This window comes from Kitasatospora sp. P5_F3 (genome assembly GCF_054049135.1).
This window is the reverse complement of sequence record NZ_JBFUMY010000029.1, coordinates 1-19425: the sequence shown is the minus strand read 5'-3', so window position 1 is coordinate 19425 and position 19425 is coordinate 1. Positions and strand designations below refer to the sequence as shown.

The following is a 19425-nucleotide window of genomic DNA, read 5'->3' as shown; positions in this document are numbered from 1 at the left end:
GTGTGCTGCCCACTGTAGGCAGCACTCCCGGAGGCCACAACGGATTTATTCGGGGCGGGTGTTCGGGCAGCTGTTCAGCGCTTGGTGCCGTCCACGATCAGCGGTGCGCCGCCGCCGGAACCGCAGGGGCTGGCGTACACCGGGTTCTTCTCGGCGGCGGCCCGGAAGGCGTCCAGGCACTTGGCGGCGAGCACCTTGTCGGTCAGCGAGTTGGTCAGGATGCTGTTGGCCGCGGCCTCGCCCTCGGCGGCGATCCGCTTCTGCTCGGCCTCCGCCTTGGCGGTCTTGGCCGCCTCGGTGGCGCGCTGGGTGGCCTGCTCCTGCTGGATCTTGAGGTCGATCTCCTTCTGCAGCGCCTCGCTCGGCTTCACGTTGCGCAGGTTGACCGTGTCCACCAGGATGCCGCGCGGCGCCAGCCGCTCCCGGATCAGCCGGTCGATCTCGGAGCTGATCGCCTCCCGCTTGGCGACGTAGCCGTCCTCGCTGGTGAACCGGGCGAAGACGTTGCGGACGATCTCCCGGGTGTCCGGGGCGACCAGCCGCCGTTCCACCGAGCTCTCGTCACCGGCCAGCTTGTACAGCGCCAGCGTGTGGGCCGGGTCGATCGACCACTTCACGGTCAGGTCGGCGTACAGCACGCCGCCCTGGGAGGAGCGGACCTCGACGTTGCTGTCACCGGTGAAGTTGAGGTCCACCGGGCGGGTGGAGAAGGTGGTCACCTCGGTGAACGGGCTCTTCAGGTGCACGCCCGACTTCCACGGTTCGCCGACCTTGCCGAAGCTGACCGGCACGGCGACCTGGTAGGGCTCGGTCACGTGCGTGAAGGTGCTCAGCCCGGCCAGCAGCCCCAGCAGGACCGTGGCCCAGCCGGCGGGAGCGGTACCCCGGCGGCTGAGCACCCCGGTGCGCTTGAGCACGATCAGCAGGATGCCCGCGACGAGCAGCAGTACGGCCAGGAAGAGCATGGGTCGGTGTCGTCCCCTCGGTCGGTTCGGTCGGAGTCCGCCGAGCCTAAAACACGACACTACGTGAGTGCCGGGCGAAAGGGAAATCGGTTTCGGTACGGGCGGTTTCAGCTGCTTCAGAAGGGCACCGGGAACAGCAGAAGGCCCGGCAGACGATGTCTGCCGGGCCTTCTGTGCTACTGAGTAGCGGGGACAGGATTTGAACCTGCGACCTCTGGGTTATGAGCCCAGCGAGCTACCGAGCTGCTCCACCCCGCGTCGGTAAACACGACACTACGTGAGTGCCGCGCGAAAGGGAAATCCGTTCCGGTTCAGGCCGTGGCAGCGCGGTGCCGGGCCGCTTTCGCCCGGGTCCTGGCCCAGAACGCGAAGCAGACCAGAGCGGCGAAACAGGGCACCATCAGCCCGGCATAGAACAGCAGGAAGCCGTTGGTGCCCAGAGCGGCGGCGGCGTTCCAGCAGCCGTGCACCGCCATCGAGAGCAGCAGCCCGACGGGCGCGGCCAGCCGGGTCAGCCAAATCCGTCCGGTGGTCAGGCTGATCGCGATGCCGAGCCCGGTCAGGGCGGTGAACAGCGGGTGCGCGAAGGGCGAGAGCAGGCCGCGCAGCACGAAGGTGTGCAGGGTGGAGTCGAAGTCGCGCAGGCTCGGGGCGGCGCCCAGGCCGATGCTGTCCAGCCGGCTCTGCTGGTCGTCGGTGAAGGCCCGGCCGAGGTAGAGCGCGTTCTCGGTGAAGGCGAAGCCGCAGGCGGTGACCCCGCCCAGGACCACCCCGGCGGAGAGTGTGCGAGGGCTGGACCGGGCCCGGGTGTGCGGGCGGGGTCGTTGCGCACGCCGGAAGTACGGGAGCTGGCGCAGCCGGGGCCGGAGCGGTGGGCGCCGGTACGGGCGGGCGGCACCGGCCGACCGCCGTCCGCCCGTCGGCCGGTGCCGGATCGGCACCGCGCAGATCCGCTGCACGTGGCAGCGGAGCCGGCGGCGGACCGGCAGCAGCAGCATCAGCAGCGCCGCGCCCTTTGCACTCTCCTCGATCAGCGGCGTGGCGAAGTCGGCGAGCAGCGTCTCGCCCCGGGCGCTGCCCTGGCGGGCGATCAGGAAGTCACTGGCCCAGCCGTTGGCCATGATCGCCACCGTGGTCGCCGCGCAGGCCCCCCAGGCCAGGCAGAACAGGGTGTGCCGGAGCGGGACCCGGGCGGTCTGGTTCAGCCAGGCGAGCGCGCCCAGCACGAACGGGAGCGGGAGCAGCGCCAGACCGAGCCCGACCAGCAGCCCGGTGGTCCCGGTCTGCCGGTGCACCAGCTGCAGGATCAGCACTCCGCAGCCCGCCAGCGCGAGGGCGGCCAGCGCGGAGGAGAGCGCGGGGTAGCGCAGCGCCCGGGCGCGACGGAGCAGGTCCTCGGCGCGGACGTACGGGTGCCAGGACAGCAACGGGCCCGCCCGCCGCACCCGGGGCCCCGGGACGGTCCGGGTGCCGGTGGCGCGGGTGGGCGGGTCGACGGTGACGGCGCGTTCCCCGGCCGGGGCCGGGGTGTGGGGGTACGGGCCGCCACTGGGCGGACTGCTCACGCGGACAGGGTAGGGGACCGACCTGCTCCGACGGGAGGTGTCGGGACGATCCGTACTCGGTGGATCACCCGGTGTGATAGGGCGTCAGCTGAGCCGTGACCGGTGCGGTCAGCGGCGGCGGAACAGCAGGTCGTGCACGACGTGGCCCTTGGCGATCCCGGCCCGCTCGAACTTGGTGACCGGCCGCCAGTCCGGGCGGGGCGCGTAGCCGGGGACAGTGCCGGCCGGGTGCTCGGCGGGCTCCAGCCAGCCGGAGCCGTCACCCTCGGGGTGCAGGTTCGTCAGCTCGGGCGAGGCGGAGAGCACGGCCAGCATCTGCTCGGCGTACGGCTCCCAGTCGGTGGCGCAGTGCACCAGCGCGCCGGGCGCCAGCCGGGGCAGCACCAGGTCGAGGAAGGACTCCTGGACCAGGCGGCGCTTGTGGTGCTTGGGCTTCGGCCACGGGTCGGCGAAGTACACCCGGAGGCCGGCCAGCGAGGCGTCCGGCAGCATGTCGCGGAGCAGGATCACCGCGTCCCCGGCGGCCGGGCGGACGTTGCGCGAGTCGGTGCGCTCCAGCAGCTGGAGCAGGTTGCCGTGGCCGGGGGTGTGCACGTCGGCCGCCAGGATGCCCATCGAGGGGTCGGCGGCCGCCATCGCGGCCGTCGTCTCGCCCATCCCGAAGCCGATCTCCAGCGTCACCGGCCGGCCGGCGAACAGCTCCGCCAGATCGAGCGGGCTGCCGTCGATCGCCAGGCCGTACCGCTCCCAGCCCCGGTCCAGCGCGCCCGCCTGGGCGGGGGTCATCCGGCCCCGGCGGGGCTGAAAGCTGCGGATCCGGTGCTCGCGGTGCTGGGCCTCGGTGGCCCGGTGCGGGTACATCGGCGCGGGGTATCCGGCGGGTGCGGCGGACAGGCGCGCGGACGGGGACGGCTGGGGGCTGGGGGCGGTGGCAGTCACAATCGGCCAAGTCTACGGGAGGCCGTCCGAGGGCCGGGGCGTGGTCGGGTCCTCGATGGTCAGCCCCCTGCGGCCAGTGCCGCGAGCCCCCGGCGGGCCACCTCGCGGCCGATCGCCAGTGAGGCGGTGGCGGCCGGGGAGGGGGCGTTCAGTACGTGCACCATCCGCCGGGTCGACCGGGCGTCGGCCGGGTCGAAGCCCGCGAAGGCGAAGTCGTCCAGCAGCGTCCCGTCCGCCGCCACGGCCTGGGCGCGCACCCCGGCGGTGGCCGGCACCAGGTCGGCGGCCGTCACCGCGGGCAGCAGGCGCCGGACCGCCGTGGTGAACGCCCGCTTGGACAGCGACCGGTGCAACTCGCCCAGCTCGTACCGCCAGTGCCGCCGGGCGATCCGCCAGGTCCCGGGGAAGCGGACCGTCTCGGCCAGGTCGCCGAGCCGGACGGTGCGCCAGTCGTAGCCCTCGCGGGCCAGCGCGGGGACGGCGTTCGGCCCGACGTGGACGTCGCCGTGGATGCCTCGGGTGAGGTGGACGCCGAGGAACGGGAAGGCCGGGTCCGGCACCGGGTAGACCAGGCCACGGACCAACTCCCGCTTCTGCTTGGTGAGTTCGTAGTACTCGCCGCGGAACGGCACGATCCGCACTCCGGGGTCGTCCCCGGCCAGCCGGGCGATCCGGTCGCTGTGCAGGCCCGCGCAGTTCACCAGCACACCGGTCCGGAGTTCGCGGTCCCCGGCGTGCAGGGTCAGCCCGTCCGGGCGTCGGTGCACGGCCCGCAGCGCGGTGCCGGTGCGCAGCACCGCCCCGCCCTGCTCGGCGAGTCGGGCGTACCGGCGGGCCACGGCGGGGTAGTCGCAGATGCCGGTGGTGCCGATGTGCAGCCCGGCCAGACCGGTCACCTCGGGTTCGTACTCGGCGATCCCGGCCGGGCCGAGCTCGGTGACCGGGATGCCGTTCGCCCGGCCGCGCTCCGCCAGGGCGTGCAGGCGCGGGAGTTCGCTCTCCCCGGTGGCCACGATGAGCTTGCCGGTGACCTCGTACGGGACGCCCTGCGCGCGGCAGAACTCCACCATCTCGGCGGCGCCCGCCGTGGCGTACTGCGCCTTGAGCGACCCGGGGCGGTAGTACACACCGCTGTGGATGACGCCGCTGTTGCGGCCGGTCTGGTGGGCGGCGAAGTCCGGTTCCTTCTCCAGCACCGCCACCCGCACCCCGGGCCGGGCCACCGTCAACGCGTACGCCGTGGACAGCCCGACGATCCCACCGCCGACCACTACGACGTCGAACTCCTCGACCACGTCCGCCCTTTCGCCGTCCTCGACATCCCAGGGCGATGCTAGGGCCCGACGGGCCCGCCGGTGGGCGGTTGCCACGGCCAGGCGGCGCCGAGTCCGGACTCCAGCAGCGGGATCAGCCGGAATGCGGCGTCGGTCAGGCCGCCGAAGGTGTGGCGGTGCGGGCCGGCCGGTGCGTGTGCGTCGGTGTAGCCCGCGAGGTTCCAGGTGTAGACGGGCACCGCCGACGGGACCGGGCCGAAGATCCGTCCCCGCTGGATTCCGTTGGTCTGCTCGTCGGTGATCACCACCACCCGGTCGTGCTGGCGGTAGTGGGTCCGTACGGCGGCACCGGTGTCGGTGCCGCCGAGATTGCCGAACCGGTCCACCACCCGGAGCACCGACTCGCCCCGGGCGACTTCGACGACGCGGCTGCCGGAACCGAACTCGACCAGGTCCGCCTCGGCCGCGCGGATCTTGAGCGCAGTGCCGAAGATCGCCGCCGAATCGGCCCGGTTGAGCTCGGTCCGCCCACTCGGCCGGTCGAACATCGAGCCGGAGCGGTCCACCAGAATCAGCGTCCGGCCGGGCAGCGCCGGTACGTTGGCGAGCGAGTGCCCGAGCGCGAGCTCCAGTGCGTGCCCCCAGCGCAGCGACGGTGCGTTGCGGTACGCCGCCAGGTAGCGGAACGGGAACTGCCGGGACCTGGCCACCTCGGCCGGGTCGCTGATCCGGCGGGCGACCTGGGCGGCCACCTCGTCGCTCACGCCGGCCTGGTCGAAGTTGCGCAGGTTGCGGACCAGCGCCATCGGGCCCATCGACGGGATGACGGCCTCCCAGGCGGCGGCATCCAGCGGCCCCTGCAGCCAGCCCGCCAGCGCCTCCCAGGTCATCCCTGCCGCCGCCAGGAGCTCCGCGCTGTCTGGGCTGGTGACCAGGGCGCGCCGCTCGGCCACCGGTACGGACTGCAGGAGGTGATGGGCGGTGAGCAATTCGTCCGACGCGGGTGGGACGGCCCGGTCGGGGCGGTGACGGCGGTCCAGGGCGTACCTGAACACCGCGCCCTGCCAGGGTTTGGCCGGGTCGGGCGACGGGTGGGTCAACTCCACGACGTCGCCGAAGCGGTAGGTCCTGGAGCCGGTGTCGTACTTGAGCAGTGCCCGGCCGCTGTAGAGGCGGCGGACGGCATCAGCGACGCCCCGCCGGAGCGGCTGGGGGAGCGAGCGGCCGTAGTGCGAGGTCCAGTACGCGAGCAACTTGCCCGGTTCGTCCGGGCGCTGGAGGACCGCGTCGATCGCCTGCCGGGAGTGCCCGGGGAGACCGGCCACGAGCCGGCCCCGGGTGAACTCGGCGGCGCCGACCAGCGAGGCGGTCCGCACCTGGGCTTCCTGCCGGAGCCAGCGCAGCAGATCGAGGGTCCACTCCGGTTCGCTGACGGCGAGTTGGCGGATCAGGCGGGAGTAGCGGGCATCCCGGTGCTCGGCGCTCTCGTAGAAGGAGTGCTGCCCGGAGAAGTTGGCCGCAGCCAGCAGGAACAGCTCGGCCTTCGGCTCCCGGACGAGCGAGTTGCGGCTCCGGTGCACGGCCCACGTTCCGGTCACCTGCCTCGGCCAGCCCGGGTGGCTGGGGTCCGCGGTGCGGAGCTCGGTCCTGAACTCGTCCGGGAGGTCCGTGTGGATCTCGGTCCTGATGTCGGTCTTGGCCTGTTGGCGGTTGAACCGCAAGGCAGATGTCCCCCTGCTGGGCTGGACGGCGAGGCGGGTGGCCCGGAGCGGTGGCACCAGGTGTCGAGCACCACCAGGGCGCTACACCGCAGGAACCAGGCCGCGCATCGGGCAGGCTGACGGAGCGTCCCCGAGATCAGAAGTGACCGACCGGTGTGATGGGGTGATGCATTCTCAGGTGAAGTAACCGGAGGCCGAGCGCATCGGGGGCGCGAGTCGTGACAGTAGCCGGTCCGCCCCGGCGCGGCATCCGATTAAACCGGCGCGACCAGCACCAGCCGGGCCCGTTCGGTCAACTCCCTTACTCGGCGCTCCTCCTGGAACGGCTCCAGTCGGCGGAGCAGCTCGCGGACGTACTCCCGGCTGCGTTGGGAGGAGATCCGGCCGGCCACCTCGACCGCCCGTTCGCCGGCGGCGACGGCTGCGTCCAGGTCGCCCGCCTCGGCCTCGGCCATGGCGGAGACGAACAGCCGTAAGCCGTGCGAGCGGACGTAGCCCTCGGTCGGGCGGGCCAGGGCCTCGCGGGTGAACTGCCGGACCTTGCTGGGCTCGCCGAGGTCGCGGAAGCACTCGGCGGCGTCGGCGGCCAGCCGGTCGTAGGCGTAGAAGTCGATCCAGGGCGGGTCGGAGTCTCCGGCGCGGGCCCGCTCCAGTGCGCTCTCCGCCGCGGACAGCGCGGTCGCGCAGGCCGGGGCGTTGCCGTTCCTGGCATGAGCCCTGGCCTCGACCAGGTGGAAGAAGCTCATCGTCCGGGAGGTGGCCAGGCCCCGGTTCCGCTCCAGCGCGGCCTGGGCCAGGTCGACCGCCTCCTCGGCGAAGCCCCGGTAGCAGGCCTGCAGGCTCATCGAGGCGAGCACATAGCCGCCGAGCGGCACGTCGGCGGCGGCCCTGGCCAGCCGGAGGGCCTGGATGTAGTAGCGCTGGGCGGCCTCGTGCTGGCCGGTGTCGAAGGCCATCCACCCGGCCAGCCGGGTGAGTTCGGCCGTCGCGCCGAACAGGGCGCGGCCCACCGCGTCGCTGTACGAGCCGAGCAGCAGCGGGGCCGCCTCCACCCGCAGACACTCCGGCACCATCGACGAACGCCAGTCCCCGCCGCCGTACTTGGAGTCCCAGCGGCGCGCCTCCTGGGCCGCCTCACGGAGCTTGGCGGCATCCGAGTGGCCGACCCGGTAGCCGCTCAGGTCGGGTGCGGGCTCGCCCCGGGCCACCGAACCGTCGGCCGGGGTGATCAGCCAGCGGGAGACCGGCGTCGCGTACGCGGCCACCGAGAAGGTGCCCGCCAGACTGTCGCTCCACCGGCCGCCGCCGGGGCCGCGGCGCAGCTCCAGGTCGACCCGCCAGAGATCGGTGGCCGACCGGACCGCGGCCGGCACCTCGCGCGGGAAGGCCAGCCCGAGTTCGGGCGCCGGGTCGGTGTCGCCGAGCCCGATCTCGTCCAACGGCACCGGGCGGCCCAGCTTGCTGCCGATCGCGGTCGCGATCAGGTGCGGCACCGGACCCTGCGGGATCATGCCCTTGCCGACCCAGCGGGCCACCGACGTCTTGTCGTAACGGAGCGTCAGGCCGCGCTGGGCGCCCAGGTCGTTGACCCTTCTGGCCAGGCCCGCATTACTGATCTGGGCCAGGCCGAGAAGCGTGCCGAGCCGTTCGTTCGGCCCTCGTGAGCTGACGGTCATGGTGGCTGCGGCACCCCCTGGCGATGTCCGGCGGTTCTCGGGTGTGGGCGGGTCGTCCTGGCTTTCGGCCGGTGTGCCCGGGCAGTTGGCTCGATAGTGATCGGTACGGCTGCCGACCGCGGGTGGCGGACGGGGTGGCGGGCCCGGCGCCGAGCCCCGGCGCGAGCCACTGCTGCACCTAGCGTAGTCGTCCGGGTTCCGAGGGTTAAGAGTCCGGATTCCGGATGGCGGGATCGCGTGCCGCTCAACGAGTCCCGGACGGGGTGGCGCACGGGCAGGCCCGAGCCACCGGGGGCGCGGCGGACCGGCGTGCTCCGGTCCGGTGCAGATGTGCGCCCGGCCGTGCTCCCTGGCCCGATCGGCAGGTCGGCGATTCGCTGGAGGCTGTGGGTCGGCCCGTCGTCGAGGACCCGGCGGGCCGGGGGACACCGCTGCCTACATCCCCGCGGGCGGTGGTGGGGTCCGGGAGGGCATGCGGATGCCCTCCCGGGCTGTGTGATGCCTTTCGGCCATCAGGCGATGTCCATGCCAGCCGAACCGCATCCCACCGGGGCGGCCCGGGCCACGGAGGGGGAGGCCCGGCCCGCCCTGTTCTTCTCTGGCACACGCCTGAGCCGCACATCAGCAGAGCCCCGAGCCCCTGACCGTAGATGCCGTGGCAAGTGCCGAAGGTGTGCCCCAACTGCGCGTGGTCGGTGGCACGATGGCCTCCGTACGGCAGGTGTCGCGGTGGAGCGGAGGCACGATGCGGTGGCTCACGGGCTGGTGCCCCGGCACAGCCCTGCCGGGGCTCGGGACCGTACGGCCGCTGGCGGCCGTCACGTTGTGGCCGGGGCCCTGCCCGTTGTGGGCGGTGGGGGACTGGCGGCCGGACGAGATCCGGCTGGTCACCCTGCGGCCCGGCGCGCAGGCGACGGTGACCACCGGACCGCCGGGGCCGGACGTACCTGACGAGGCGTCGGACCAGCCGGGCACCGTGCGCCTGGCCGTGCTCGGCCGCTGCGGTGCGTCCGATCCGGAGCTCGCGGCGGGCCTGGCCACCGCCAGGGGCGGGGCGGTCCGCCACCTCACCACCTGGCCGGGCAGCTACACCGTGGTGCTCCGCACGGGACCCCGCAGCACGGTGCTGCTCACCGATCTGGCGGGGGTGCTGCCGGTCTTCCACACGCCGTGGGCGGGCGGCACGGCGTACGCGACGGCCGCGCTCCCGCTCGCCGATCTGGTCGGCGCCCCGCTGGACACCGGCCATCTGGCCGCCCGGCTGGCCTGTCCGGAGTCGCCGGAGGCGGTCGGCTCGGGATCGCCGTACCTCGGTGTGCAGCGGGTGCCGCCGGGCCACCAGCTCGGGCTGCGGAACGGGCGCGCCCTGATCTCCGGGTACGAGCCGGAGCGCGGCGGCGCACCCTTCGAGCGCGAGGAGGCGCCCGCGGTGCGCGAACTGACCCGTGCGCTGCTGGAGTCGGTCCGCTGCCGGGTGCGCGCCTCCGGCGGCGGCACCGACCGGCCCCGGCTCGGGGTGGATCTGTCGTACGGCACCGCCTCGGCCACCGTGGCCCTGCTCGCCGCCGCCGTACCGATCGGCCCGGCCCCACCGTCCGCCGACCGTACGGCAGCTGACGCTTCGTCGGCTCCCAGGACCGGCGCGGTGAAGGGCTCCTGGGCCCGCCCGGACCGCCCGGCGCCCGCCGGACCCGAGGCGCTGACCGCCGTGACCGTCCGGGAGTCGGCGGAGGGCCCGGCCGCCACCGTGGCGGAACTGCCCAGGCTGCGGCACCTGGTGCTGCCGTCCACCCTCCCGTACGCCGAGCTGGCCGACCCGGGGGCGGAACTGCCGGCCGGCCCGCTCACCGACGAGCCGGGGACGGCGCTGGTGGCGGCGGCCCGGATCGGCAGTCGGCTGAGCGCGGGCGGCGCCGACCACCTCACCGGCTACGGCGCCCGCCAGGTGCTGGACGGTCATCCGGCCCGGCTGGCCGACCTGGTGCTGGCCGGGCGGGCCCGGCGGCTGGCCGCCCCGGTGGCCGCGCTGACCGGGGCCGAACGGGCGGCGGCCACCGGCGTACTCGACACGCTGCGCACGCCCCTGACGGTCTGGCGCGCCGCCCATCGGCTGGCCCGCGCCCGGTACGCGGAGGCACTGGACGACGCGGCCGTCCGGCTGACGGTCCGTCACGGCCTGGCCGCGCGGAGCCTCGGCGAGATCTCGGCGGCCGAACTGTCCTGGTGCGTGCCGGGCCCCGCCGCCCGCTGGCTCTCCGACGACGCGCTCTCCGCCGTCGCCCTCCGGCTCCGGCTGGCGGCCCGGGGCCCGGTGCCGGCCGAACCGCCCGGCGCCCGCCGGGCCAGGTACGCGCTGCACCGGCACGCGGCCGAGTACCGCACGCTGCTGCACGCCGCCGAGCAGCGCGGGCAGCGCCTGCACGCCCCGTTCCTGGACAACCAGGTGGTCCGCGCGGCCCGGATGCTCCCGGTCGAGACCCGGCTCCAGCCCGGGGCCAGGCACGCGCTGCTGCGGGCCGTGCTGACCGGCGCCTCCCGCACCGACCTGCCGCCCGACTGGGGCCGGGCCGCCCGCCCGGACCGCCAGGGTCCGGACCGGGACGGGCTGCGGCTCGCCGCCGACGGCCTGGCCGAACTGTTCCGTGCCCCGCTGCTGGCCGAGGCCGGGCTGATCGACCTGCCCGCCGTCCGGGCCGCCCTCGCCGAGGCCACCGACCCGGCGGCCGATCCGCTGCCCGGCACGCTGGCCGGCCTGGCCGAACTGGTCTCCACCGAGCTCTGGCTCCGCCGCATCCTGGCCCGCCGCCACGGCTCCTGCTGGACCGGCCTGCCCACCCCGGTCCGCCTGGCGCTGGCCCGCCCGGCCTGAGCGCACCGTCCGGCCTGAGCGCACCGGCGGGCCGCGCGTCTTCACCGGCCGCAGGCAGCTGACGGGCCATCATGGGGAGGTGTCCAGCTCAGAGAAGGTCGCCGTGCCCGAGGTGCTGCCGGTGCTCGGGGAGTTGCCGAGCGCCGATCCGCCCGGGGTGCTGGCGGCCTGCGACGGTTCGGACGGGTCGCTCTGGGCGCTCGACCGGGCGATGGCCGAGGCCGAACTGTTCGGGCTGCCGCTGTATGTCTTGGCGGTGGTCAACCCGTCCCCGACCGGCTACCCGCCGGGGATGCTCGAGCTGGTGCAGGAGAGCATCGAACGGCTGTCGGCCAGCATGGCGGACGGTCTGCGGCGGGCGGTGGCCACCGTCCAGCAGGCCCGGGGCCGGCCGTACCAGGGCGAACTGGCCCTGCACGTGGTGCTCGGCAACGTGATCGAGGTCCTGCTGCGGTGCACCCGGGGCCAGCACACCCTGGTGGTGGGCACCCGGGGCAACGGCGGCTTCAGCCGCCTGCTGCTCGGCTCGGTCAGCACCGCCGCCGTGCACCACGCGGCCTGCCCGGTCCTGGTGGTCCCCGCCCCGCCCGCCCACTGACCTGGGTGTCTGCGGTCACAGCGGGCGGCGGCGGGGAATCAGGGCCGGTTGTTGAGGGTTCACCAGTCAGTCCCCCAAGGCCCCGAGCGCAGGAGAGTCACCGTCATGAAGGTCGAGATCTGGTCGGACGTCGCATGCCCGTGGTGCTTCGTCGGTAAGCGCCGCTTCGAGCAGGCCCTCGACCGGTTCGCGGGCAAGGACGGCGTCGAGGTGGTCTACCGCCCGTACCAGCTGGTGCCGGACGCCCCCGAGACCGCGACCCCGCACCGGGCCTGGCTGGCCGACCGGTACGGGCCGCAGTCGGTGGCGATGGACGCCCGGGTGACCGAGCTGGGCAAGGGCGAGGGCATCGACTTCGACTTCGACACCGCGCTGCACGCCAACACCTTCCTCGGCCACCGGCTGCTGCACCTGGCCGAGAGCGAGTACGGCGCGGCGGTCCAGGGCGTCCTCAAGGAGGCGCTGCTGACCGCGCACTTCAGCCGGGGCGTGGACGTCGGCGACCGCACGCAGCTCACCGAGATCGCGGCGGCCGCAGGGCTGGACCGGGACCGGGTGACCGCCTACCTGGCCGGTGACGAGGGCGCGGACGCCGTTCGGGCGCAGCTCGCCGAGGCTCGGGAGATCGGCATCACCGCTGTCCCCACCTTCGTCTTCGAGGGCAAGTGGGCCGTCCAGGGCGGCCAGGAGGCGGAGACCTTCCTCCGGGTCCTGGAGCAGGTGGCGGCAGAGACTGCGGCCGAGCCCGACGCCCCGCACGCGGACAGCTGCGCGGACGGCGCCTGCGCCGTCTGACGGACCATCGGATGCCCCGGACCGCTCGGCGGCCCGGGGCATCGCGCTGTCAGGGCACCGCGCTGTCAGGCACCGTGCGGTCGGGGCACCGTGCGGTCAGAGGCAGCTGAGCCGGGCGTCCGCCCAGTCGGCCAGGTCGATCAGGCCCCAGCTGCCCTCGTTCGGGGTGACGACCAGTCGGATCGAGCGCTGGCCGGTCAGGTCCGCCTGGACCGGGACCGCGCGGTCGCCGGGGCGGACCCGGTCCGAGCTCCAGAGCACCCGGCCGTCCCCGCCTTCGACGCTGAACCGGACGGTGCCGATCCGGACCCCGAAGTCGTCCAGCCCGGCCTTCGCCCGGAAGGTCGTGCAGGTCCGGTGCAGGTCGATGGTCACCGTGGACGGGGCGTTGACGCTCAGGCCGTGCCGGTAGCTGCTGCCGCCGATCCACACGTCGGGGCGCTGCCAGACCCAGCCCCCGCCACGCCGGATGGTGGGGCCGGGCGGCGGGTCGCGGTGCGCACCGTTGGGGCCGAACGGCAGCACGTCGGCCCAGAAGTCGGTCGGCATCATCGGGGGCACCGGCGGGCTGGGGCGCGGGGGCTCCGGGGTCGGCACCGGCGGCGGCGTGGGCGGCGTCGGAGGCGTCGGCACCTCGACCACCGGCGGCTCCGGGGTCGGTGTCGGGGTCGGCTCCACCGGAGGCTCGGGGGTCGGCGTCGGGGTGGGCGCCGGTACGAGCTTCGGCGTGGGAGTGGGCTCCGGCGTCGGCGTGGGGGACGGCTCGGGCTCCGGCGTGGGTTCGGGCGCCGGAGTGGGCGCCGGCGGCTCGGGGACAGGCTTGGGCGCCGCCGGGGCGGAGACCGCCGGGGCCGCCGTGGGCTGTTTCGGCTCCGGCGTACCGGTCAGCGCGTACGCGGCCACGGCGGCGGCGACCACCGCGATCCCGGCCGCGATCCCGGCCTTCGCCGCGGTGCCGAGGCCCTCCCCGGCCGCCGCTCCGGCACCGCCGGAGGAGGAACCGGTCGACGCGGCACCGGCACCGGCACTCGCACCGGCCAGCGCACCCGCGCCGACCGCGCCCGCACCGACGGCCGCCGCGGCCGCCGTGAAGTACCCGCCTCCGACCCAGAGCAGCACCCCGCCGGGCAGGATCGCCCGCAGGCCGGTGTTGATCTCGGTCAGCTCCAGGTAGGCCGCCGTGCAGCGGTCGCACTCCTGGACGTGCCGCCCGACCTCCGCCGAGGCCCGCTTGCGCAGCGAGCCGCGGGCGTAGGCGCCGAGCCGGTTGGCGTACGCCTCGCAGGCGCGCTCCTGACTGCCCGACACATGGGCCTGCAGGAAGCCGGCGGCCAGCCGGTCGCGGGCCCGGTGCGCCTGCACCGCTGTCGCGTTGGCGGTCTTGCCGAGCATCACCGCCACGGTCTTCGGCGACTCCCGCTCGACCTCGGTGTGCCAGAGCACCACCCGGTCGTCCTCGGGAAGTTCGGCGTACGCCTGCATGACCATCCGCTGGTCGGCCAGCGCCATCGCCCAGGCGTCCGCGCCCGGGTCGGCCAGGTCCAGGTCGACGGTGGCGGCCGAGGTCTGCGCGAACGTGCTGAAGTCGTCGACCAGTTGCTCGCGCCGCTCGCTCCGCGCCCAGGCCGCGGCGACGTTCCGCACGGCGGTCAGCAGGTACGCGCGGACCGCGAACTCCGGCCCCTTGCCCGCCCGCAGCGCCTGCAGGGTACGGGCGAACACCTCGCCCGCCAGGTCCTCGGCGGTGAAGCTGTCCCGGCAGCAGGTCCGGGCGTAGCGGCGGACCGAGTCCGCGTGCCGCCGGTAGATCTCCTCGTACGCGGTGTCGTCCCCGGCCCGCACCTTGGCCGTCAACTCGGCATCGGAGGGCGGCCGTTCACCGTCCACCGGATCGGCCGGCGCCGGCACCACCGGCCGCGCGGGCAGCTCACCCTCGGCACCGACGAACGCCTCCGGGGTCACCCCGCCGTGCCCGGCCGCAGCCTGGCCCGGCACCCGGCCGGTCAGCGACTCACGGCTCGGCGCGGCCGCCTGGTCCGGCACCTGGCCGGGCGCACCGAGACCGTAGCCGTGCTCGCTCTGCTCCTCGGCGCTCAACCTGCCCTCCCGGACACCTGGATACGCCGGACCGCAGGGGGCGCGGACATGGGCGGGCGAACGGCGCGCAACGGGACAATGGCTCCAACCACGGCCAAAGCTTGGCATAGTGCAGCCCCGGCGGGAAGCCGATCGCCTTCCGGCCCACCCGATCGGGCAGTTCTCGGCACACGGTGCACCACCAGGGGCTCGGGGAACTGCGACGCCGACCTCTGGTGCGTGATCGCTGCGTATCGGGTCAGGCACTTTCGCTTGAACCCGCGCGCCAGGCAACGCAATCCGCGCCCGGGGTTGACCACTCCCGCACTCTGACCCCGTCCCGTGGCCGGCGTCGCAGTTCCCCGAGCCCCTGTCTGCCGAAGCGTGTGCCTAAGCGGCGCGGAGCCCGTTCAGCAGGATCTGCAACAACCGCTCGGCCGGGGCGTCCTGAGGTTGACCGTCGTCGCCTTCGCTCCGCACCGGACGCGCATGCACCGGCACCGCCGCCGTCAGCACCAGCACCACATCCGCCACCGTCACTCCCGGCCGCAGCTCGCCCGCCGCCCCCGCCCGAGCGACCAACGCCGCCAGCAGGTGCAGTAACTGGCGGGGATCGGCGTCCCAGACCGGTTCGGTACCCCGCTGCACCGGTACCTGCGGCACATCCGCCGCGTCCCGGAAGGTGGCCAGCTCGTCCGCGTACCGGAACGCCGACGGTGGCAGCAGCCGCCCGGCGCCGGAGCCGACCGCGCGGGACAGGTAGCCGGCCAGCGAATCCCACGGCCCGGTGCCGCCGTACAGCGACTCCTTGGCCTGGGCCGTCAGCCAGGCGACCTCCTCGGCGGCGATCCGCTGGACCAGGACCTCCTTGCTCGGGAAGCGCCGGTACACCGTGCCGACCCCGACCCCGGCCCGCCGGGCGACCTCCTCCATCGGGGCGCCGTAGCCGAGTTCGCCGAACACCTGCCGGGCGGCCCGCAGCACGCTCTCCAGATTCCGCCGCGCGTCCACCCGCAGACGCGCGGTGCCGCCCGGCTCGTCCGCCGGTGCTCCCGGAGCGACCACCGGAGCGACCACCCCCGGAACGCCGTACGACTCGCGCTGGACCGGCCCGCGTTGCTCCGGCACCAGGCCGTGGCTTACCGAGCTCTCGCCCGCAGCGTCCTCGCCCGCCGACGATGGCACCGGCAGTCCCAGTAGTTGATCCTGATTCGTCATACCAACCTCCCCCACAGGTGCCCGGCACCGGGCGCCACAGTCCGGCCGCGGCACACCCCCCAGGCGCGCCGCTGCGCCCGATCGCACGGGGCCGTCCCCGGTCGGGCGGCCGCTGTGGACCACCCTTCCCCGGTTGGCCCTGCCGCAGTCAGATACCGCTCCGACCCGGACAACGGTCCGGCCCGACGCACAATCCGACCATAGTTCAAGGAAGTTCGCGGCAGAAGTGGACCGAAACCCCACCCTCGCGGCAAATCCGGCGCTCCGACGGCGGATCAGGGACCGACCGGGACGCACCAGCGGCCGGATCGCACCACCCGATCCGGTACGGGCTGTGGACAAGAAGCCACCCGACAGGGCGTCATGGAGGCGTGAACCAGCTCACACCGGAAGGAGGCGCCCCCATCAGGATCCTGATCGTCGGCGGCGGCTGTGCCGGAACCGCCACCGCACTCCGCCTCCAACAGCTGCTCAAGGCCCAACTCCGGGACGGCCGGGTGCAGATCACCCTGGTCGAACCGCAGCCGTACCTGACCTACCAGCCCCTGCTGGCCGAGGTCGCGGCCGGCTCGATCGACCCCAGACATGTGGTGGTCCCGCTCCGCCGGGTGCTGCCGCACTGCCGGGTGCTGACCGCCCGGGTCACCGGGATCGACCATGCCGCCCGGTCGGTCCGGGTGAACGGCGCGAGCCGGGGGGAACGGGCCGATCCGGCCGAACTCCCGTACGACATCCTGGTGGTGGCGCCCGGTTCGGTCTCCAGGACCACCCCCGTGCCCGGTCTCGCCGAGCACGGCCTCGGCTTCGCCACCGTCGGCGAGGCGGTCAGCCTGCGCAACCACGTGCTGGAACAGCTCGACCTGGCCTCCAGCACCAGGGACCCGGCGCTCCGGCAGGCCGCGCTGACCTTCGTCTTCGTCGGTGCCGGCTACGCGGGCGTCGGCGCGCTCGCCGAACTGGAGGACATGGCCAGGTACGCCACCAAGGGCTACCACAACGTGGCCGCCGACGACCTGCGGTGGGTGCTGGTCGAGGCCACCGCCCGGATCCTGCCCGAGGAGTCCCCCGAACTCGCCGCGCACACCCTGGCGGAGCTCCGCGACCGCAGCGTCGACGTCCGCCTCTCCACCACCCTGGAGTCGGCCACCGACCGGCGGATGTGCCTCTCCGACGGGAGCCGGTTCGCCGCTCGCACCCTGGTCTGGACGGCCGGCGTCCGGCCCGCACCGATGCTCCGCGACACCGACCTGCCGCTGGACCGGGTGGGCCGGGTCCGCTGCCTGCCCACCCTGCAGGCGATCGGGCCGGACGGCGCCGCGCTGCCGGACGTCTGGGCCGCCGGAGACTGCGCGGCGGTCCCCGACCCGGACGCGGGCGCCGAGGCGTACTGCGCGCCGAACGCCCAGCACGCCCTGGCCCAGGCCACCCTGCTGGCCGAGAACCTGGCCGCCGTACTCGACGGGCAGTCACCCGCTCCGTACCGGCCGGACCGACTCAGCTGCTCCACCTCGCTCGGCCTCGGCCGGGGTGTCGCACACACCCGGCGCGGCCAGCTCACCGGCCGCCGGGCCTGGTGGCTGCACCGGGCCCGCCACCTGCGGCGGCTGCCCAGCACCGACCGGCGGATCAGGGTGCTGACGGGCTGGCTGCTCGGCGGGCTGTTCAGCCGGGAGGTGGTGTCGCTGGGGACGGTCGAGCACCCGCGTTCGGAGTTCGAAGCGGGGTTCCGCGAGTGAGTCCGGCTCGGGAAACCGGCCGGGACGCACGGCAATCGTCGTACGACTTTCGGAATCGAGCCCCGGCCTGACAGGATCAGCCCGTTCGGACCATCACGCCGAGTGTTCCGCCAGGCACACGATGTGATGATCCGTCAGATGATCTCCACCGCCCGCAGACTCGCTGTCCCAAAGAAACGGCCGTCGTTTGAACCTCATGCGCTGGAGCGCGCGGCTCGCCGGAGCCCCGTGGCGCGCCGCCCCGCCCACCGCGACCGGCGAACCGTTCACCGTCCCCGGCCCGCGTGAGCCCGGCCGGCCGGGACCGCTGCTCGACCTGCGCGAGATCCACGAGCTGTACGACCTGCACAACGTCCTCGGCCGACTGCCCGCACCGGTCGCCGTCACTTATGGGCCGCAACACCAGCTCGGCTACGCCAACCGCGCCTACCGCGAACTCTTCGGCGAGCGCACCAACGGCCTGCCCGCCGGCGAGGCCCTCCCAGAGCTGGCTGCGATGGGCGTGCTCCCGCTGATGGACCAGGCCCTGCGCAGCGGCCGCCCCCGGAGCGTCAAGTCCCGCTGCATCCTCGGCCTCGGCGGCAACCGCTACTACAACGTCTCCTGCGTCCCGCTCGGCAGCGAGGCCGACCCGATCGCCGGCTCGGAGCCGGGCCCCCCGATCGGCGTCCTGATCTTCGCCGCCGAGGTCACCGACCAGGTCCAGGCCGCCACCCGGCTTCGCGAGTCCGAGAGCCGCCAGCGAGCCGCCGCCGTCACCCTCCAGCGCAGCCTGCTTCCACAGAAACTCGAACAGCCCGACGGCCTGACCGTCGCCGCCACCTACCAGCCCGGCGGCGCCGAGGCCGCGGTCGGCGGCGACTGGTACGACGTCATCGGCCTCGGCGGCGGCCGGACCGCCCTGGTGATCGGCGACGTGATGGGCCGCGGCCTGCGCGCCGCCGCCGTGATGGGCCAGCTCCGCACGGCGGTCCGGGCGTACGCCCGCCTCGACCTCCCGCCGCACGAGGTGATGACCCTGCTCGACGGCCTCGCCATGGAGATCGACGCCAACCAGATCGCCACCTGCACCTACGCCGTCTGGGACCCGGCCCCCAGCACCCTGGTCTACGCCTCGGCCGGCCACCTCCCCCTCCTGCTCCGCTGCCCCGACGGCACCGTCCTGCGCGGCGAGGAACAGAACGGCCCCCCGCTCGGCACCGGCGGCGGCACCCACCTCTCCCACACCCTCCGCCTGCTCCCCGGCACCACCGGCGTCCTCTACACGGACGGCCTGGTCGAACGCCGGGACGAGGACATCGACCAGGGCATCGACCAGCTCGCCCACACCCTGGCCGGCGCCGTCGGCACCCCCGACGTGATCTGCTCGCGGCTGCTGCGCGCCATGGGCGTCAGCTCGGACCACTACGACGACGTCGCGGTGCTGGCCTTCCAGCTGGGGGCTGACCTGCGTGGTGTTGACGTGGGGCCTGCAGAGGTCTAGAGTTCTTCGAGCTGCCTGACTGGGAGAAACGGACGCGCGCTCTGCACGGACGTTCCCGAGGTAGCCGATCTCCTGAAACACCACTTCTCCACTTCTGTGGCTGGTTCGTGCCTTGTCGCGACCCAGTGCGAATTGGCATGTGCGCATTTCGGGGATTGCGGCCGGATTCGCTTTGTGAAGCGGGGATCGGCTAAGGTTTGAAACGTCGGACAGGCCGTCAGGTCGGTTRCGACACAAGCTTCTTGAGGMTCCGGAAGCGCGGAACGGCAGGCCAGGGAAACCTGGTAGAGTCGGAAGCGCCGAAAGGCCGAAGGAAAGAGCGAGTCGGTGAGTGAAACTCCGGAAAACGGAGCGGAAAACRTCTGATAAGCTCGGAACACGAAAGAACGAAGCGCCCGGAGGGTCCGCCTGATAAGCGGCTCGAAGGAAGTGTCCGTTCCTTGAGAACTCAACAGCGTGCCAAAAGTCAACGCCAGATATGTTGACATCCCCGGCCTCACCGTTTGGTGG

The 19425-nt window shown here is 73.9% G+C and carries 12 protein-coding genes, 1 tRNA gene and 1 pseudogene; 5 read left to right on the top strand and 9 right to left on the bottom strand.

What is annotated here, in order from left to right:
• Positions 1–74: 74 nt before the first annotated feature.
• The 7 genes from ACXJMZ_RS18305 to ACXJMZ_RS18275 form a co-directional block, all read right to left on the bottom strand.
• Positions 75–965: a prohibitin family protein gene (locus tag ACXJMZ_RS18305; protein WP_457031118.1), complete on the bottom strand. Its 891-nt coding sequence runs from the start codon at positions 963–965 to the stop codon at positions 75–77.
• Between the two features lie 184 nt (positions 966–1149).
• Positions 1150–1223 (bottom strand) — tRNA-Met (locus tag ACXJMZ_RS18300).
• Between the two features lie 53 nt (positions 1224–1276).
• Positions 1277–2530: a PrsW family intramembrane metalloprotease gene (locus tag ACXJMZ_RS18295; RefSeq protein ID WP_457031117.1), complete on the bottom strand. Its 1254-nt coding sequence runs from the start codon at positions 2528–2530 to the stop codon at positions 1277–1279.
• A gap of 108 nt (positions 2531–2638) precedes the next feature.
• A complete protein-coding gene (gene trmB, locus ACXJMZ_RS18290; protein ID WP_457031116.1) occupies positions 2639–3469 on the bottom strand; it encodes a tRNA (guanosine(46)-N7)-methyltransferase TrmB in 831 nt (276 codons plus the stop codon).
• Positions 3470–3528: 59 nt separating this feature from the next.
• A complete protein-coding gene (gene lhgO / locus ACXJMZ_RS18285; RefSeq protein ID WP_457031167.1) occupies positions 3529–4764 on the bottom strand; it encodes an L-2-hydroxyglutarate oxidase in 1236 nt (411 codons plus the stop codon).
• A 38-nt stretch (positions 4765–4802) separates the two neighbouring features.
• Complete coding sequence (locus ACXJMZ_RS18280) at positions 4803–6341, bottom strand: TROVE domain-containing protein (RefSeq protein ID WP_457031166.1); 1539 nt, start codon at positions 6339–6341, stop codon at positions 4803–4805.
• A gap of 377 nt (positions 6342–6718) precedes the next feature.
• Positions 6719–8140, bottom strand: coding sequence for an MFS transporter (locus ACXJMZ_RS18275; protein WP_457031115.1), 1422 nt, complete (start codon positions 8138–8140; stop codon positions 6719–6721).
• 745 nt (positions 8141–8885) lie between these two features.
• On the opposite strand from ACXJMZ_RS18275, the gene ACXJMZ_RS18270 reads away from it, so the two are divergent.
• The 3 genes from ACXJMZ_RS18270 to ACXJMZ_RS18260 all read left to right on the top strand — a co-directional run bounded on the left by ACXJMZ_RS18270 (position 8886) and on the right by ACXJMZ_RS18260 (position 12402).
• A complete protein-coding gene (locus tag ACXJMZ_RS18270; protein WP_457031114.1) occupies positions 8886–11009 on the top strand; it encodes an asparagine synthase-related protein in 2124 nt (707 codons plus the stop codon).
• 79 nt (positions 11010–11088) lie between these two features.
• Positions 11089–11607, top strand: a complete 519-nt coding sequence (locus ACXJMZ_RS18265; RefSeq protein WP_457031113.1) for a universal stress protein — start codon at positions 11089–11091, stop codon at positions 11605–11607.
• Between the two features lie 105 nt (positions 11608–11712).
• Positions 11713–12402, top strand: coding sequence for a DsbA family oxidoreductase (locus tag ACXJMZ_RS18260; RefSeq protein WP_457031112.1), 690 nt, complete (start codon positions 11713–11715; stop codon positions 12400–12402).
• A gap of 96 nt (positions 12403–12498) precedes the next feature.
• On the opposite strand, the gene ACXJMZ_RS18255 is transcribed toward ACXJMZ_RS18260, so the two are convergent.
• Together ACXJMZ_RS18255 and ACXJMZ_RS18250 are read right to left on the bottom strand one after the other, a co-directional pair.
• Entirely contained in the window at positions 12499–14499 is a 2001-nt protein-coding gene (locus ACXJMZ_RS18255) for a sigma-70 family RNA polymerase sigma factor (protein ID WP_457031111.1), read from the bottom strand.
• Between the two features lie 369 nt (positions 14500–14868).
• Positions 14869–15696 carry a TetR/AcrR family transcriptional regulator gene (locus tag ACXJMZ_RS18250; protein ID WP_457031110.1) on the bottom strand — a complete coding sequence of 276 codons (828 nt, stop codon included), beginning with the start codon at positions 15694–15696 and terminating at the stop codon, positions 14869–14871.
• 371 nt (positions 15697–16067) lie between these two features.
• On the opposite strand from ACXJMZ_RS18250, the gene ACXJMZ_RS18245 reads away from it, so the two are divergent.
• Both ACXJMZ_RS18245 and ACXJMZ_RS18240 read left to right on the top strand, forming a co-directional pair.
• The gene (locus ACXJMZ_RS18245) at positions 16068–17432 is read left to right on the top strand and encodes an NAD(P)/FAD-dependent oxidoreductase (protein WP_457031109.1); all 1365 of its coding nucleotides are present in this window, start codon (positions 16068–16070) and stop codon (positions 17430–17432) included.
• A 187-nt stretch (positions 17433–17619) separates the two neighbouring features.
• A pseudogene (locus tag ACXJMZ_RS18240) lies at positions 17620–18867 on the top strand (PP2C family protein-serine/threonine phosphatase); the annotation flags it as partial.
• Between the last annotated feature and the right edge of the window lie 558 nt (positions 18868–19425).